The organism is Ulvibacterium sp., from assembly GCF_028285715.1.
Taxonomy (GTDB): domain Bacteria; phylum Bacteroidota; class Bacteroidia; order Flavobacteriales; family Flavobacteriaceae; genus Ulvibacterium.
This window is the reverse complement of the sequence record NZ_JANQOO010000035.1, coordinates 400,952-415,841: the sequence shown is the minus strand read 5'-3', so window position 1 is coordinate 415,841 and position 14,890 is coordinate 400,952. Positions and strand designations below refer to the sequence as shown.

The window sequence follows — 14,890 nt, the reverse complement described above, 5'->3', positions numbered from 1 at the left end:
GTGACTTTCACTTTGGAAAACCAACGGGTAAAACTAAGCCCATTACAAATAGAAGATTGCGAACATTTGCTTCCGATCGCCCGGCAAGAAAAACTGGTCCAATACTCCCCTTCCGATATTGCTACGCCAGCTGCACTAAAAAATTACATAAGAATTGCCTTGGAGCAACAACAACAAAAGACCAGTATTCCCTTTGTAATTATTGACAAAAAAACAATTTCCTTCGCCGGTTGCACGCGCTACATGAACATTGATTGGAATAACAAGGTCTTGCATATTGGATCTACCTGGATAGGAAAGGAATTTCAAGGGACCGGACTTAATACCCATGTAAAGTTCTTGATGTTGCAGCATGCATTTGAGGAAATGGGCTTTGAAAAGGTAGAATTCCGAATAGATGAAAGGAACCAGCGTTCAAGGAAGGCGGTGGAAAAACTCGGTGCAAAGCTGGAGGGAATATTGCGCGAAAATGTATACCTGTTGGATGGTTTTAAGCGAAATACCTGTTGCTATGGGATTTTACTTCATGAGTGGCAGGGGATCAAGTCCGAAAGGTTCGAGGGTTATTCCTCTTCCACCTCTTCTTGAAATTCATAATATTTTATCCTTCTGGTGGTATAGGCATTATCAGGGGTAATAATTTGCTTTACCCAATTGCCACTTTCCCGATCATCGTATTGGTAGATATATTCCTTGAAATTTTCAGAATTTCCTCTTTTTTCTACCAATTTGGAAAGCGTCCCATTGTCGTCATACGTATACAATGTGGTCCGATCTGGGGCAAATTGTTGGGTCTTTTCATCATATCCAAAATGGATTGTTGAAAGTAATCGGTTGGAAGTATCAAATATTTCCTCCGTAGCGGTGAGAGGATCCCCATTTAAGTATTTCTTGGTCAGTACAACCTTTTCGCTGTTCCCATTCTTATTTTTACGATCGGAGGTGCGAATGGATTTTTGTTCAACACCGTTCAACCTATAAGTTTTGGTTTGCTCGTCCTTGTAGGCTGTATATTCAATACTGGTCTCATCCGTACCATCATTATTGGTTCGAATAACTTTAACCAATCTGTCATCCACGTCATAAAAATATTGATACTGATCTAGAAATTCCTTCGCGTAAGAAACTATCTTCTCGGTAATCTTTTTGGTACCTGTTGTATCCAATTCATAAAAATGGGCAATCGACGTACTTGTATCAAAGGTATTCCCGCGATAATTCTCCAATCGCTTTTCCTTTAGAAAGCCCATATCGTATTGGTAATAGGTGATGTCATAGTCCGAGTCATTATACCGGGTAACCGATTTCATCAAAAGCCCATTCTCATCAAAATCATATTCTTCCTTGCCATAATCGGTGATGACCAAACATGATTTCACATCTCCGTTTAGATCAAAATCCTCCTTTGTAAATACCCTTATTTCCTGGCAAAGGGCATCTACCCAGACCAAGTTTAAAATCAAATAAAAAAACAGGACGTAGTTTTTTATCATAGTACTAATTTGGTGGTTTCCGTAGTGCCAAAGTTCAAAATACGTTCGTTTATCAAAAGTACTTTATTTAAAATCAATTTCCATACCAGAAATTACCACAAAATCGTATTGAACCCTATCTTTGATTATGGCTTAGTCCTATCCCCAAAAAACAAACCATGATTCGAACTTTGTTTCTCCTAATGCATCTGTTTTTCTTGGCGAGCTGCTTCCAAAATAAGACCGTTCCGGAATTTCCAGAATTTGAGATTGGAGTGGTGGCAGATTGCCAATATTGTAATTGTGCACCTGGCGGTATAAGAAATTACAAGCAGTCACCAAAACGTTTAAGGGAGGCGGTGGATACCTTAAATACATATTCTTTGGATTATACCATTCATCTTGGGGATTTTATAGATCGGGATTTTGAAAGTTTTGATAAGGTCGCTCCAATTTGGTCGACATTGAAGTCAGATAGATTCCATGTATTGGGCAACCATGATTTTAGTGTGGCCGATTCATTAAAACCCCTGGTTTTGGAAAAAATGGAATTGAAAGATCGCTATTATAGTATTCCAAGGAATACATGGCGATTTATTATCCTGGATGGGAATGACCTTAGTTTGCACGGTGCACTTTCCGAATCCAAAAGGCAACAGACCGATTCTCTTTTTAATCTATTGAGCGGGAAAAATTTGCCGCACCTGGAATCCTGGAATGGTGGATTAAGCAAGGACCAATTGAATTGGCTGGAAAACCAATTAAAATCGGCCACATTGAATGGGGAACGTGTTGGCCTGTTTTGCCATTTTCCGGCTTTGGGCATATCCAATTCCCATAATTTATGGAATTACCAACAATTACTGGGACTTATCCAAAAGTATGATTGTGTAAAATTCTATTTCAGCGGCCATAACCATGCCGGCGATTATATTGAAAAAGATGGTGTACACTACCTAACCTTCAAAGGAATGGTGGACACCCAAGATAGTACTTCCTTCGCAAGGGTAGCCTTTAAAAAGGATTCGATTTTTATCACAGGCTATGGCAGGGAGCCTTCAAGAAGGCTGAAAATAAAATAGGCGTTGCCGGTTTTCCATTTGAGAAAAATTGAGTTAAAAAAGGCACTTACAAATATGAAAGTGCCTTTTTAACAATTATCCCTATATATGGTGCTTATTTCACCTCTTCAAAATCTACGTCCTCAACATTATCCCCTTCCTTGGCATCTCCTCCACTGGCCGCTTCCTGTCCATTGGAAGATGTTTCACCGGCCTGCTGTGCCTCTGCCTGTGCTTTGTACATCTCTTCTGAAGCAACTTTCCAAGCTTCATTGATTTTCTCCAAAGCGGGAGTGATTACGGCCAAATCCTTACTTTCGTAAGCTTTCTTAAGCTCCTCCAAGGCATCTTCAATCGGCTTTTTCTTATCATCCGACAATTTGTCCCCGAATTCCTTTAATTGCTTTTCGGTCTGGAATATCATCCCATCGGCCTCATTGAGTTTATCGGCTGTTTCCTTGGCCTTTTTATCCGATTCGGCATTGGCTTCGGCCTCGGCCTTCATTTTTTCAATTTCTTCCTCGGTCAATCCGGAGGATGCCTCAATACGAATGTCCTGGGATTTATTCGTAGCCTTATCCGTAGCGGAAACCTTAATAATTCCATTGGCATCGATGTCAAAGGTAACCTCTATTTGAGGTGTTCCCCTGGGTGCCGGAGGAATTCCATCCAAATGAAAACGTCCTATCGTCTTGTTATCACCTGCCATAGGTCGTTCTCCTTGTAGCACATGAATCTCTACCGATGGCTGATTATCGGCTGCCGTGGAGAATATCTGTGATTTTTTGGTGGGAATGGTAGTGTTTGCATCGATCAACTTGGTCATTACACTTCCCATAGTCTCAATGCCCAGGGATAATGGCGTAACGTCCAATAGCAACACGTCCTTAACGTCTCCCGTCAACACCCCTCCTTGTATGGCCGCACCAATCGCAACTACTTCATCAGGGTTCACTCCTTTGGAAGGTTTCTTCCCAAAGAACTTTTCAACGGCCTCCTGTACGGCAGGGATTCGAGTAGATCCACCTACCAAGATAATTTCATCGATATCACTCTTTGAAAGTCCCGCAGCTTTCAAGGCGGTCTCACAAGGCTCTATGGTACGCTTGACCAAATCGTCGATCAATTGCTCAAATTTGGATCGAGATAGACTACGGACCAAGTGCTTGGGGCCAGAAGCCGTCGCCGTTACATAAGGCAGATTGATTTCCGTCTGTGAAGAAGATGACAACTCAATTTTTGCCTTTTCGGCGGCCTCCCGTAAACGTTGCAGGGCCATGGCGTCCTCACGCAAATCAATACCTTCATCTTTTTTGAACTCCTCGGCCAACCAGTCAATGATTTTCTGGTCTACATCGTCACCACCCAAATGGGTATCCCCATCCGTGGCCAATACCTCAAATACGCCATCGCCCAATTCCAAGATGGAAACGTCATGTGTACCTCCACCAAAGTCAAAGACCACTACCTTCTGATCGGTATGTTTTTTATCCAGCCCATAGGCCAAAGATGCCGCCGTTGGTTCATTTATAATACGTTCCACGGTTAGTCCGGCAATTTCACCAGCCTCCTTGGTCGCCTGGCGTTGTGCATCGTTAAAATAAGCCGGAACCGTAATAACAGCTCTAGAAACATCCTGTCCTAAATAATCCTCTGCTGTCTTTTTCATCTTTTGCAGCACCATTGCGGAAAGTTCCTGAGGGGTATATAATCGTCCATCTATATCCACACGGGGTGTGTCATTGTCTCCTTTAACAACTTTATACGGTACACGGTTCGCTTCTTTGTTGGACTCGGAATACTTGTTTCCCATAAACCGTTTAATCGAATAAACCGTTTTTCCTGGGTTGGTCACCGCCTGTCTTTTGGCAGGGTCACCAACCTTGATCTCGCCTCCCTCTACAAACGCAATGACCGAAGGGGTTGTCCTTTTGCCTTCCGCATTGGGAATGACCACCGGTTCGTTGCCTTCCATTACGGAAACACAGGAATTGGTAGTTCCCAAATCTATTCCTATTATCTTACTCATTCTTTATGTTTTAAATATTAGTCTTTTTTTACAGTCGCTTAGCAAGTGTCAAACAATATGCCAAGAGGAGGGAAACTGACAGGATGTCATTTTGGAAAGGGACCAGTCTTGAAAATTTAATTCAAAGCAGGGTTGGCAACCAAAATAAAAGTTATAAAATCAATCGCAGCCTTCCTTCCTGCGCGTATCGATAAGGTAAATTATTTTCCAACGACCCGTATCCTTAAAAAGTTGAAAGGAATTGACTCCGCAATGATGGAATTCATCATTGATCCAGAACTCATAGGGTGTCCAGGCGTGGGCCATGGCACCATCTATTTGTATGTTATATGATTTGATTTTCTCCTTAAACTTTGTCGTTTTCGGTATGCCCACAATTGATTTGAGAAAATCTTGAAACTTATCGCTTCGCACATACTCCCCTTCCTTTTTGTCCCTTGCAACGGTCTGTAGAACAATGGTATCGGAAACAGCCTTTTTAATAATCGTGGAGTCCTGATTGTGAAATCCCTCAAAAAAAGTTTCTATGGCCTCCTTTACGGCTAATTTGTCATTTTCCTGGGCAAGGGTTGTGGAAAGGAATAGGATAAAACAAATGTTCAGCATGAATCTCATTTCGGTCGATTTGGTCCAAAAATAAGGAAAGATCCCTCATGTTGATTCGCAATGTTCGGAATTCAAAAGATAGCCACGCGTTGTTTTAGCGCAAAAAGGAAATACGGACAATTTCCTTACATTTAACCCGCCTAAACAAAACTCGATGTCTACCGCAAAAAAAGAATACAAACGGGTAACGGTGAAGTCGCTCGTGGAAATGAAAAAAAATGGGGAAAAGATTTCCATGCTTACCGCATATGATTATTCCATGGCCAAAATTGTAGATGCCGCCAATGTAGATGTCATTTTGGTAGGCGATTCTGCCAGTAATGTCATGGCAGGTCATGAGACCACGCTACCCATAACTTTGGATCAAATGATCTATCATGCCACATCAGTGGTCCGGGCCGTTAAAAGGGCCTTGATTGTTGTGGATATTCCCTTTGGCAGTTATCAAAGTGATCCTAAAGAGGCTTTACGCTCCGCTATTCGAATCATGAAGGAGAGCGGGGCCCACGCCATTAAATTGGAAGGTGGCATTGAGATAAAGGAGTCTGTAAAACGCATCCTAAACGCAGGAATACCCGTTATGGGTCATTTGGGCCTTACGCCCCAGAGCATCTACAAATTTGGGACATATACCGTACGGGCCAAGGAAGAAGAAGAAGCCCAAAAACTTATGGAGGATGCGAAACTTCTCGAAAAATTGGGATGCTTTGGAATTGTACTGGAAAAAATACCGGCGGCCCTGACGAAGAAGGTTTCCGAGGGTCTTTCTATTCCCACTATTGGAATCGGGGCCGGCAAACATGCGGACGGCCAAGTGCTCGTTATCCATGATCTTTTGGGAATGACCCATGAGTTTAATCCTCGTTTCTTAAGGCGGTATATGAATCTTTATGAGGATATGGGCAATGCGATCTCCGGATATGTGGACGATGTGAAAAACAAGGATTTTCCTAGTGACGGCGAACAGTACTAAGGTTTCCAAACCGGTAATAAACATCGGTTTTTTTTATTGCTGAAAAATGTATTCTGCAGAAGACCATGTATAAAAACATAGGTATTTTGGTTTTGGTGTTACTCAATATCGGTTGCGATCAACTTTCCAAAGATATCGTCCGGAAAAATGTCGCGCCCATGGATTACATCCAGGTATTCCGGGAAAACCTTATCCTTACCAATGTAGAAAACACCGGTGCCATGTTGGGGTTTGGCCAAAGCCTACCTCCTATCCCTAAGCTTGTATTCCTTCAAATACTTCCCGTTTTGGTTTTGTTCATTTTGTTGTTTCGTGTGCGGCAAAAGTCCAATTTGAACAAATGGCCCACTATTGCATTTGCATTTGTCATAGGGGGTGGAATCGGCAATCTTATTGACCGTATCCTTCATGGTTCAGTAACCGATTTTTTTCAGATTAAAATTGGTTTCCTAAGAACTGGGATTTTTAATATGGCCGATGTTTCGGTAACCATTGGGGTTTTGCTTATTCTTTTTCTTACTCTAAGTAATAAAAAAATAACACTATAGTGTCCGAAAGAATTCTTTCCAATCCTCAAAACCTCCAAATACTTTACGAGGATAATCACATCATTGCAATCAACAAAAGACCGGGGGATATAGTTCAAGGGGATAAGACCCAAGACGTACCCTTAAGTGAAATCATAAAAAATTACATCAAAAAAAAGTATAACAAACCGGGTAATGTATATCTTGGGGTTGCCCATAGATTGGATAGGCCCACTTCCGGTATCGTGGTCTTCGCAAGAACTTCCAAGGCCCTGACCCGGCTGAACAAAATCTTTGCGGAAAAAAAGGCAAAAAAGACCTATTGGGCGGTTGTTAAGAATCCACCAAAAAAGAAAGAGGGAATTTTATCGCATTGGTTGAGACGAAACCCAAAACAGAATAAATCGTATGCCCATGAAGATGAGGTTAAGGATGGTAAAAAAGCGATTCTGGCATATAGCATTATCCGGGAACTTGATAATCACTATCTTCTGGAAATTGACTTGAAAACAGGGCGGCATCATCAAATCCGTGCCCAATTGGCGGCCATCCAAAGTCCCATAAAAGGAGATTTAAAATATGGTTTTAACCGCAGTAATCCCAACGGCAGCATACATCTCCATGCCAGACAGCTTTCTTTTATCCATCCGGTAAGTAAGGAAATGCTAGAATTCCTTGCCCCTCCCCCCTCGGATTCCATTTGGAACGCTTGTTAGTTTTTTATAAGCAGAACCCGGTAGTGTAAAGTAGTTTAGAAAGAGTTAAAACCGCACGTTCAAAATTAATATGGGACACCTATTTATAGGAGCGTATACTTTCAATAATTACCGAGGCCAAAATCATGATTCCTCCCAATATCGTGGTCCAAGTAGGAATTTCGGAAAGGAACAAAGCCCCAATGATAATTCCATAAACCGGTTGAATACAGCTAAGTATACTCACCGTGGTTATCGAAAAATGCTTGAAGGTATTGATGAACATGGTATGCCCTACCGCTGTTGTAATGACAATTAAGCCTACCAGTCCTTGCCATTGATCCTTTATCTCCAAAAGGTCGTACACAAAATATACAGGAAGCAATAAAATGGCAATAACAACCAATTGATAGGACATTAAAACCGATCCATTATACCTATCTACCTTGGTCTTTAAAATGAGGTTGCGTACGGCATAACAAAATGCAGAAAACACCCCAAAGGCAATGGCTATGGTTTGGCCATTGTCCAAACTAAAATCGGGGACCAGGAAATAGATTCCACAAAGCACTAAAAGGGCCAATACCAAATGAACGGCCTGAAACTTGATCTTCAGAAAAAAGGGCTCCAAAAAAGCGGTAATTACAGGATAGGTGAAGAGTGACAGCATTCCAATGGCCACATTGGAAAGCTGCAAGGCCTTAAAGTAAGAGAGCCAGTGGATACACATTAAGAATCCACTTAAAAGGATAAGAAAAACATCCTGTTGCCGCAGTCGAAAGGATATCCCGCGCCATTTGCAGTAGATCAGCAATAAGAGAAAAGCCAATGTGGCACGGAGACCAATAGTCAATGGAACAGGTAGGTCAATAAACTTTCCGAAAGGGCCCGAAGTGCCCAATAATAGCATCGAAATATTTATCTCCACAAAATTGCGGGTACTGATTGGAGTTTTTGTATCCAAATGCTAACGTGTAAGTTTCATTGCTTTTTCACGGATGATTTCGCCAACGGGCTTGTTCTCCAAATGACTTTCCAACCAGGAAATAATATCCAAATACAAAAAGGCCCTCTTTTCATAAGGATGCTCCTCATATTTTTTCAACTGTGCATGTAACTTTTGAAATTCACCTCTAAGTTCATGGGGGAAAATATTTCCCAGATTCCTCAAAAATTTAATCATCTCCTTTTGAACGGCATGCAGGTCGTTCATCTTCAATAAAAATTTATAGGTACTTTTTAATTGAACTTCCAAATGATAATCCATCCCAGCCTCGTAATGTGCCACCAGACTCAACACCCGGGCAAAGCACATCAAATCTTCCCTCATTTTTAAGCTCTTGTTATTAATAATTTTTTTCAAATATTGGATACACATTTTATTGTCACCAACACCGAAATAAAGACAGGCAATCTTATAATACAAAATCATGATATGGTGCGCATCTATCCGCTGGTTGTGTTTGGTAATACCATACTCGATTATCTTTACCAGATACAGTCCTTTTTCAAAAGTCCCTTCCAAAAAATGCAGATTCAATCTATTGGCATTGAGATATAAAAAGGTTAAGGAAGCTATATTGTCGTTTTTTGGAAAGTCATTGGTCTTCACTATCCGCTCCAACTTCTCAAGTGTTTCTTTAAATTGAGAGCTGTATTTTACATAGAACAAGGATTCTAACAAATAGTGATTTCCCTTTAAGAAAAATACGGGATTTAGGTTGATCATATCGGGCCGTTCGTAAAAAAGGTCAACCCATTTACTGGCATATTTATAAGAGGACAAAAAGTCCTGAACCAAAAAACTATACCATAGGTAGGCTTTGTACAACCATAACTTTTCCCGGAATCCCAAATCTTCCAAGGTGTACTTCGGAAGTTGTCGCTCAAAATAACGTTTTACCCTGGTATAGTCCTCATCGCTGCGTACATAGCCCAGCTTCAACATCAATCCATAGAGTTGTAGGGATAAATTGCTCAGTTTGCTGGTCATAACATTTTGTGCGGAAAGTTCCTTTGCCTGTATGGCCAGCTCATCCGCCCTATCTGGAATGCTTCTGGTGATATACTGGGTCTCGATAATTTTTTCCAACTCAACAATTTCATAGGCAATGTTCTTTTCTTCATTTTCTATGGCAGTGGCCTTGGCCTTGTCCAAAATCTTGAGGCTTTGTTTATATAGTCCCTTTTGATAAAGAATCGTAGCAAAATCCAGCTGTTCCCGAATTTGAACACGGACATTCTGGTTTACCGGATTCAATCGTAGACTCACCAAAATCTGTCGGTATAAATGTGCCTTTAAATTGGATAATTGTGCCTTTTTTACAATGCCGCTGGCCAAAATAACCTTCTCATCATACGCCTTAATTTTGTCCAAAAGATTAAAAAGTGCCAAAAATTTGGCATCCGTATTCACGCCCAGCCGGCCTACATAGAGCTTAAATTGTCTTTTCTCGGATTTTGAAAGGGATTTAACCAGTACGAACAATGCATCTTTATGCTCACTTGTCATCGTAAAAAATTGTATTTAAGTAATTGTTATTCAGATTTTTAAAAAACCGAAAAAGTGGATAAACGTTGTAAATGTCATTCTAAATTTTAGGTCGTTTGTCCTATTGGTCATATATTCGTATAGGCTAGTTAAAACTAAGTAAAGATAATGAGTAAAGATAAAGTACAAATTTTTGATACAACACTTCGAGATGGCGAACAGGTACCTGGCTGCAAGTTGGATACCGATCAGAAACTCGTTATAGCGGAACGCTTGGATCAACTTGGCGTGGATATTATCGAAGCGGGCTTTCCTATATCCAGCCCGGGCGACTTTAGCTCTGTTACTCAAATTGCCAAGGTAGTTAAAAATGCTACCGTATGTGGACTTACCAGAGCCGTAAAGAAAGATATTGAAGTTGCGGCAGAGGCCCTAAAACCAGCAAAGACACCCCGAATACACACGGGCATAGGGACTTCAGATTCCCACATAAGACATAAATTCAATTCAAATAGGGATGCCATTATAGAAAGGGCGGTCATGGCCGTGAGTTATGCCAAAAGCTTTGTTGATGATGTGGAGTTTTATGCCGAGGACGCAGGTAGAACGGAGAACGAGTTTTTGGCCAGGGTCTGTGAAGCGGTCATCAAGGCTGGTGCCACGGTATTGAATATCCCGGACACTACCGGTTATTGTTTACCAGAAGAGTACGGTGCAAAAATGAAATATCTTAAGGAAAATGTGAAGGGCATTCACAAAGCCGTGCTCTCCTGTCATTGCCACAACGACCTAGGGTTGGCAACGGCGAATTCCATAGCGGGTGTCATCAATGGGGCGCGGCAAATAGAATGCACCATAAACGGAATTGGCGAACGTGCCGGAAATACTTCCTTGGAGGAAGTCGTGATGATTCTGAGACAACATCCTTACCTTGGCTTGGACACCAATATCAACAGCCGCCTGCTCTACGATACCAGTCAGATGGTTTCCCAAAAAATGGGAATGATGGTACAACCCAACAAGGCCATTGTAGGCGCCAATGCCTTTGCCCACAGTTCCGGAATACACCAGGATGGGGTCATTAAAAATCGGGAAACCTATGAGATTATAGATCCGGAGGATGTCGGTGTTACGGAGTCCTCAATAGTCCTTACCGCCAGAAGTGGTAGGGCCGCTTTGGCGTACCGGGCGAAAAAAGTGGGCTACAATCTTACAAAGATTCAATTGGATGGTGTATACGAGGAATTTTTGAAATTTGCGGATCGAAAAAAAGAGATCCTGGACGATGATATTCATGAAATCATCGAAGCCAGTAATTTAAATATAGAAAGTCTTACCTAAATGCGATTGGAAATCGCCCTTTTGGGCGGGGATGGAATCGGTCCCGAAGTTTTGGCCCAAGCTGTGAAATGCCTTCATGCCGTCCATGAAACCTTTGGTCATGATTTCCATTTTACCAATGCCTTAATGGGTGCCGTGGCCATAGAAAAGACGGGGACACCTCTTCCAGAACGTACTTTGGAAATCTGTATGGCTTCGGATGCCATATTGTTCGGCGCCATTGGGACCCCTCAGTTCGATAACAATCCAAAAGCCAAGGTCCGGCCGGAGCAAGGTCTTCTTAATCTTAGAAAAGCTTTGGGTCTTTTTGCCAATATTAGGCCAGTAAAAGCTTTCCCTGCAATGCTCAGGCAGTCACCGTTGCGCAAGGAAATCGTAAAAGGTACTGATTTGGTTATCTACAGGGAACTAACAGGAGGTATCTATTTTGGGGAGAAGCAATTAAGCCAAGATGGTGCCTTTGCCTCGGATATCTGTGAGTATTCCGAGTCAGAAATCGGTCGTATCGCCCATATGGCCTTCAAAGCCGCCAAAAAGCGTAAAGGAAAATTAACTTTGGTGGATAAAGCCAATGTTTTGGAAACATCCCGGTTATGGAGAAGGGTGGTCACAGAAATTTCGGAAAGTTATCCCGAAATAGAAATGGAATGCATGTATATAGACAATGCGGCCGTGCAAATTATGCTGAATCCCAAACTGTTCGATGTAATCCTAACGGACAATATGTTCGGGGATGTCCTGTCCGATTTGGGAAGTGTAATCTTCGGTTCCGTTGGGCTGCTGCCATCGGCTTCCATTGGTGAGAACAATGCTATGTTCGAACCCATACATGGTTCCTATCCACAAGCAAAAGGCAAAAATATTGCAAACCCCGTTGCCTCGATTCTTAGTACGGCAATGCTTTTGCAACATTTTGGTTTATTCGAAGAATCCAATGCCGTGGTCGCAGCAATCCTCAAATCCTTCCAAAAAAATGTGGTTACCCCAGATATTATGGGAAGCAGTAAATACGGCACCGATTATGTGGGTGATTTTATTGCGGAAAACATTGTAGATCAAGATCAAGATTTCAATATCAATGACGAAAATATCGGTTTGGGAAAATCGACTATCATCTAATTTCCGCGGTAGATTTCCATTTTTTTCCATTTGTATTTTAAGAACCTTAAAAATTGATCTAGCCTATTAGGTCACCCGCACAAGCAATGAAGGGGACAATTCACTGGATTCTATGTTGAATGTCTTATTGCATTGTTTTATCTTTACGCGCTCTAAAACCGACTGATGAATATCTCTTACAACTGGTTAAAACAATTCCTCAAATTAGACTGGAAACCAAGACAGACCGCCGAACTTTTAACGGACCTTGGTCTTGAAGTGGAGGGGGTTACCAATTTTGAGTCTGTAAAAGGTAGTTTAAAAGGTGTTGTCGTTGGCCATGTACTTAGTTGTGAAAAGCATCCGAATGCGGACAGGCTTAAATTGACCACGGTTGATATAGGACTTGAACAACCATTGCAAATTGTTTGCGGAGCACCAAACGTGGCGAAAGATCAGAAAGTTCCGGTAGCCACTATAGGGACTACACTTTATACAAACGATGGAAATTCCTGGACTCTAAAAAAAGGGAAAATAAGGGGAGAGGAAAGTCAGGGCATGATATGTGCGGAAGATGAGTTAGGGCTTGGTGAGAGTCATGATGGTATTTTGGTACTTAGTGACAGCTTACAACCGGGAACTCCCTGTTCCGAAGTCTTTGATATCGAAAATGATACGGTCTTTGAAATAGGGCTTACCCCTAACCGAGCCGATGCCATGAGCCATTTTGGGGTGGCCAGGGATTTAAGGGCAGGCCTTACGGAAAGGGACATACAATTGGAGTTAATAACACCTCCTGTAAGCCATTTTAATGTGGACAACAGATCCCTTAAAATAGATATTATAGTAGAGAATTCGGAACTAGCTCCACGCTATTGTGGTATTACGTTAAACAATCTTATCGTACAGTCCTCCCCAACTTGGTTGCAAAATAGATTAAAGGCCATAGGCCTTAAGCCCATAAACAATATAGTAGATGCCACCAACTATGTCTTACATGAATTGGGACAACCACTTCATGCTTTTGATGCCAATCGCATCCACGGCAAAAAAGTAATCGTAAAGACCATGCCCCAAGGTACAAAGTTTATGACCTTGGATGGTGAGGAAAGGGAATTGCATGAAGAGGATTTGATGATATGCGACATGGAAAAGCCCATGTGCATAGCTGGAGTTTTTGGAGGGATTTATTCAGGTGTTACGGAGGATACCACATCGATTTTCCTGGAAAGCGCCTATTTTGATCCAGTCTCTATCCGGAAAACTGCAAAAAGACACGGCCTAAATACAGATGCCTCCTTCCGTTTTGAACGTGGAATCGATATCGAAAATGTGGAATATGCCCTAAAACGTGCAGCCATACTCATTAAGGAGATAGCTGGCGGGGATATTACATCGGACATCATAGACCTATATCCCAAGAAAAAAGAGGACTATCAAGTGTTTTTGGCTTTCGACAAAATCAACAACTTAATCGGGCAGGAAATTCCTAAAGACTCCATAAAATCCATTCTGGCTTCCCTTGAAATCAAGGTCAAAAATGTAACCGAATCCGGGTTAGGCGTAGTAATACCTTCCTATCGGGTTGATGTACAGCGAGAAGTGGATGTTATTGAGGAAATTTTGAGGGTGTATGGCTACAATAACATAGCCTTTGAAAAAAAGTTGAATGCCTCTATCGCCACTACCTCGAAATTTGAGGATTATAAAATCCAGAACACCATAGGCGATTTGTTGGTTTCCCAAGGTTTCTTTGAGATACTGACCAATAGCCTAACTTCTCCGGAATACGAAAGGACCCAAGAAACAGTTACCCTCTTGAACCCGCTGAGCTCGGATCTCTCCGTGCTAAGAAGGTCCATGGTCCATAGCGGATTGGAGGTAATATCCCATAATCTCAACAGAAAAAGACCAGATCTGAAACTTTTTGAATTTGGGAAGACCTATTTTAAAACTGGGGAATCACACGACGAGCGTAAACATTTGTCGTTATACCTAACGGGAAATAGGAATCCTGAAAATTGGGTGCGATCTACACAAAAAACGGATTTCTTTTACTTAAAGTCCATTGTGGAAAACATTTTGGCGCGCCTTGGCATTGGCGGACTGATTTCCAGCCCCTCAGAAAACAGTCATATTTCCGAAGGTGTTTCCTTAAAAAGACAGGAAAAAGAATTCGTGACGCTAGGAATCCTCAACAATTCTATTCTGAAGCCACTGGGTATAAAACAGGAAGTCCTCTATGCCGATTTCAATTGGGACAATGTCATTTCCTTGGCTAGAAAAGGAAAGATAAGTCATTACGAAGTACCCAAATATCCCGAGGTAAAGCGCGATTTTGCCTTATTGTTGGACGAGAAAATAACTTTTGACCAAGTGCATGACCTAGGACTAAAAACGGAAAAAAAACTGATCAAAAACATTACACTGTTTGATGTTTATACCGGTAAAAACTTACCCGATGGCAAAAAATCCTATGCCGTAAGCTTTACGTTACAAGATGAAAAAGGCACCCTGACGGATAAACAAATTGATAGGATTATGACCAAGTTACAACGTACTTATGAAACCGACCTAGGTGCAGAACTCCGTTGATA

General features: G+C 41.7%; 13 protein-coding genes. 8 read left to right on the top strand and 5 right to left on the bottom strand.

Going from position 1 to position 14,890, the window contains the following annotated elements:
* The gene (locus Q0993_RS19775; protein ID WP_299536537.1) at positions 1-588 is read left to right on the top strand and encodes a GNAT family N-acetyltransferase; all 588 of its coding nucleotides are present in this window, start codon (positions 1-3) and stop codon (positions 586-588) included.
* Here the strand turns inward: Q0993_RS19775 and Q0993_RS19770 are convergent.
* Positions 564-1,493, bottom strand: a complete 930-nt coding sequence (locus Q0993_RS19770) for a hypothetical protein (RefSeq protein WP_299536535.1) — start codon at positions 1,491-1,493, stop codon at positions 564-566. The genes Q0993_RS19775 and Q0993_RS19770 overlap by 25 nt on opposite strands.
* Before the next feature lie 158 nt (positions 1,494-1,651).
* Between Q0993_RS19770 and Q0993_RS19765 the strand changes: the two genes are divergently transcribed.
* Positions 1,652-2,554: a metallophosphoesterase gene (locus Q0993_RS19765; RefSeq protein WP_299536533.1), complete on the top strand. Its 903-nt coding sequence runs from the start codon at positions 1,652-1,654 to the stop codon at positions 2,552-2,554.
* Between the two features lie 94 nt (positions 2,555-2,648).
* On the opposite strand, the gene dnaK is transcribed toward Q0993_RS19765, so the two are convergent.
* Together dnaK and Q0993_RS19755 are read right to left on the bottom strand one after the other, a co-directional pair.
* Entirely contained in the window at positions 2,649-4,562 is a 1,914-nt protein-coding gene (gene dnaK / locus Q0993_RS19760; RefSeq protein WP_299536530.1) for a molecular chaperone DnaK, read from the bottom strand.
* A 159-nt stretch (positions 4,563-4,721) separates the two neighbouring features.
* Positions 4,722-5,177, bottom strand: coding sequence for a nuclear transport factor 2 family protein (locus Q0993_RS19755; protein ID WP_299536528.1), 456 nt, complete (start codon positions 5,175-5,177; stop codon positions 4,722-4,724).
* A 145-nt stretch (positions 5,178-5,322) separates the two neighbouring features.
* On the opposite strand from Q0993_RS19755, the gene panB reads away from it, so the two are divergent.
* The 3 genes from panB (at position 5,323) to Q0993_RS19740 (ending at position 7,384) form a co-directional block, all read left to right on the top strand.
* Positions 5,323-6,141, top strand: coding sequence for a 3-methyl-2-oxobutanoate hydroxymethyltransferase (gene panB, locus Q0993_RS19750; RefSeq protein WP_299536526.1), 819 nt, complete (start codon positions 5,323-5,325; stop codon positions 6,139-6,141).
* 65 nt (positions 6,142-6,206) lie between these two features.
* Entirely contained in the window at positions 6,207-6,689 is a 483-nt protein-coding gene (lspA, locus tag Q0993_RS19745; RefSeq protein WP_299536524.1) for a signal peptidase II, read from the top strand.
* Positions 6,689-7,384 carry an RluA family pseudouridine synthase gene (locus tag Q0993_RS19740; RefSeq protein ID WP_299536522.1) on the top strand — a complete coding sequence of 232 codons (696 nt, stop codon included), beginning with the start codon at positions 6,689-6,691 and terminating at the stop codon, positions 7,382-7,384. Before lspA ends, Q0993_RS19740 begins: the two co-directional genes overlap by 1 nt.
* A gap of 79 nt (positions 7,385-7,463) precedes the next feature.
* On the opposite strand, the gene Q0993_RS19735 is transcribed toward Q0993_RS19740, so the two are convergent.
* Positions 7,464-8,327 (bottom strand): DMT family transporter, encoded by an 864-nt coding sequence (locus tag Q0993_RS19735; RefSeq protein ID WP_299536520.1) that lies wholly within the window; start codon positions 8,325-8,327, stop codon positions 7,464-7,466.
* Positions 8,328-8,330: 3 nt separating this feature from the next.
* The gene (locus tag Q0993_RS19730; protein ID WP_299536518.1) at positions 8,331-9,875 is read right to left on the bottom strand and encodes a hypothetical protein; all 1,545 of its coding nucleotides are present in this window, start codon (positions 9,873-9,875) and stop codon (positions 8,331-8,333) included.
* 147 nt (positions 9,876-10,022) lie between these two features.
* On the opposite strand from Q0993_RS19730, the gene Q0993_RS19725 reads away from it, so the two are divergent.
* From Q0993_RS19725 to pheT, 3 genes are all read left to right on the top strand, one after another.
* Positions 10,023-11,195 (top strand): 2-isopropylmalate synthase, encoded by a 1,173-nt coding sequence (locus tag Q0993_RS19725; protein WP_299536516.1) that lies wholly within the window; start codon positions 10,023-10,025, stop codon positions 11,193-11,195.
* On the top strand, positions 11,196-12,314 hold the full coding sequence (leuB, locus tag Q0993_RS19720; protein ID WP_299536514.1) for a 3-isopropylmalate dehydrogenase: 1,119 nt from the start codon (positions 11,196-11,198) through the stop codon (positions 12,312-12,314).
* A 165-nt stretch (positions 12,315-12,479) separates the two neighbouring features.
* Positions 12,480-14,888, top strand: coding sequence for a phenylalanine--tRNA ligase subunit beta (gene pheT, locus Q0993_RS19715; protein ID WP_299536512.1), 2,409 nt, complete (start codon positions 12,480-12,482; stop codon positions 14,886-14,888).
* The last annotated feature ends 2 nt before the right edge of the window (positions 14,889-14,890 follow it).

Coding starts and splice junctions, on each gene's coding strand:
- Q0993_RS19730 (WP_299536518.1), bottom strand. CDS start 9,875: ATGACAAGTGAGCATAAAGATGCATTGTTCGTACTGGTTAAATCCCTT.
- Q0993_RS19755 (WP_299536528.1), bottom strand. CDS start 5,177: ATGAGATTCATGCTGAACATTTGTTTTATCCTATTCCTTTCCACAACC.
- panB (WP_299536526.1), top strand. CDS start 5,323: ATGTCTACCGCAAAAAAAGAATACAAACGGGTAACGGTGAAGTCGCTC.
- Q0993_RS19725 (WP_299536516.1), top strand. CDS start 10,023: ATGAGTAAAGATAAAGTACAAATTTTTGATACAACACTTCGAGATGGC.
- dnaK (WP_299536530.1), bottom strand. CDS start 4,562: ATGAGTAAGATAATAGGAATAGATTTGGGAACTACCAATTCCTGTGTT.
- Q0993_RS19770 (WP_299536535.1), bottom strand. CDS start 1,493: ATGATAAAAAACTACGTCCTGTTTTTTTATTTGATTTTAAACTTGGTC.
- pheT (WP_299536512.1), top strand. CDS start 12,480: ATGAATATCTCTTACAACTGGTTAAAACAATTCCTCAAATTAGACTGG.
- lspA (WP_299536524.1), top strand. CDS start 6,207: ATGTATAAAAACATAGGTATTTTGGTTTTGGTGTTACTCAATATCGGT.
- Q0993_RS19765 (WP_299536533.1), top strand. CDS start 1,652: ATGATTCGAACTTTGTTTCTCCTAATGCATCTGTTTTTCTTGGCGAGC.
- leuB (WP_299536514.1), top strand. CDS start 11,196: ATGCGATTGGAAATCGCCCTTTTGGGCGGGGATGGAATCGGTCCCGAA.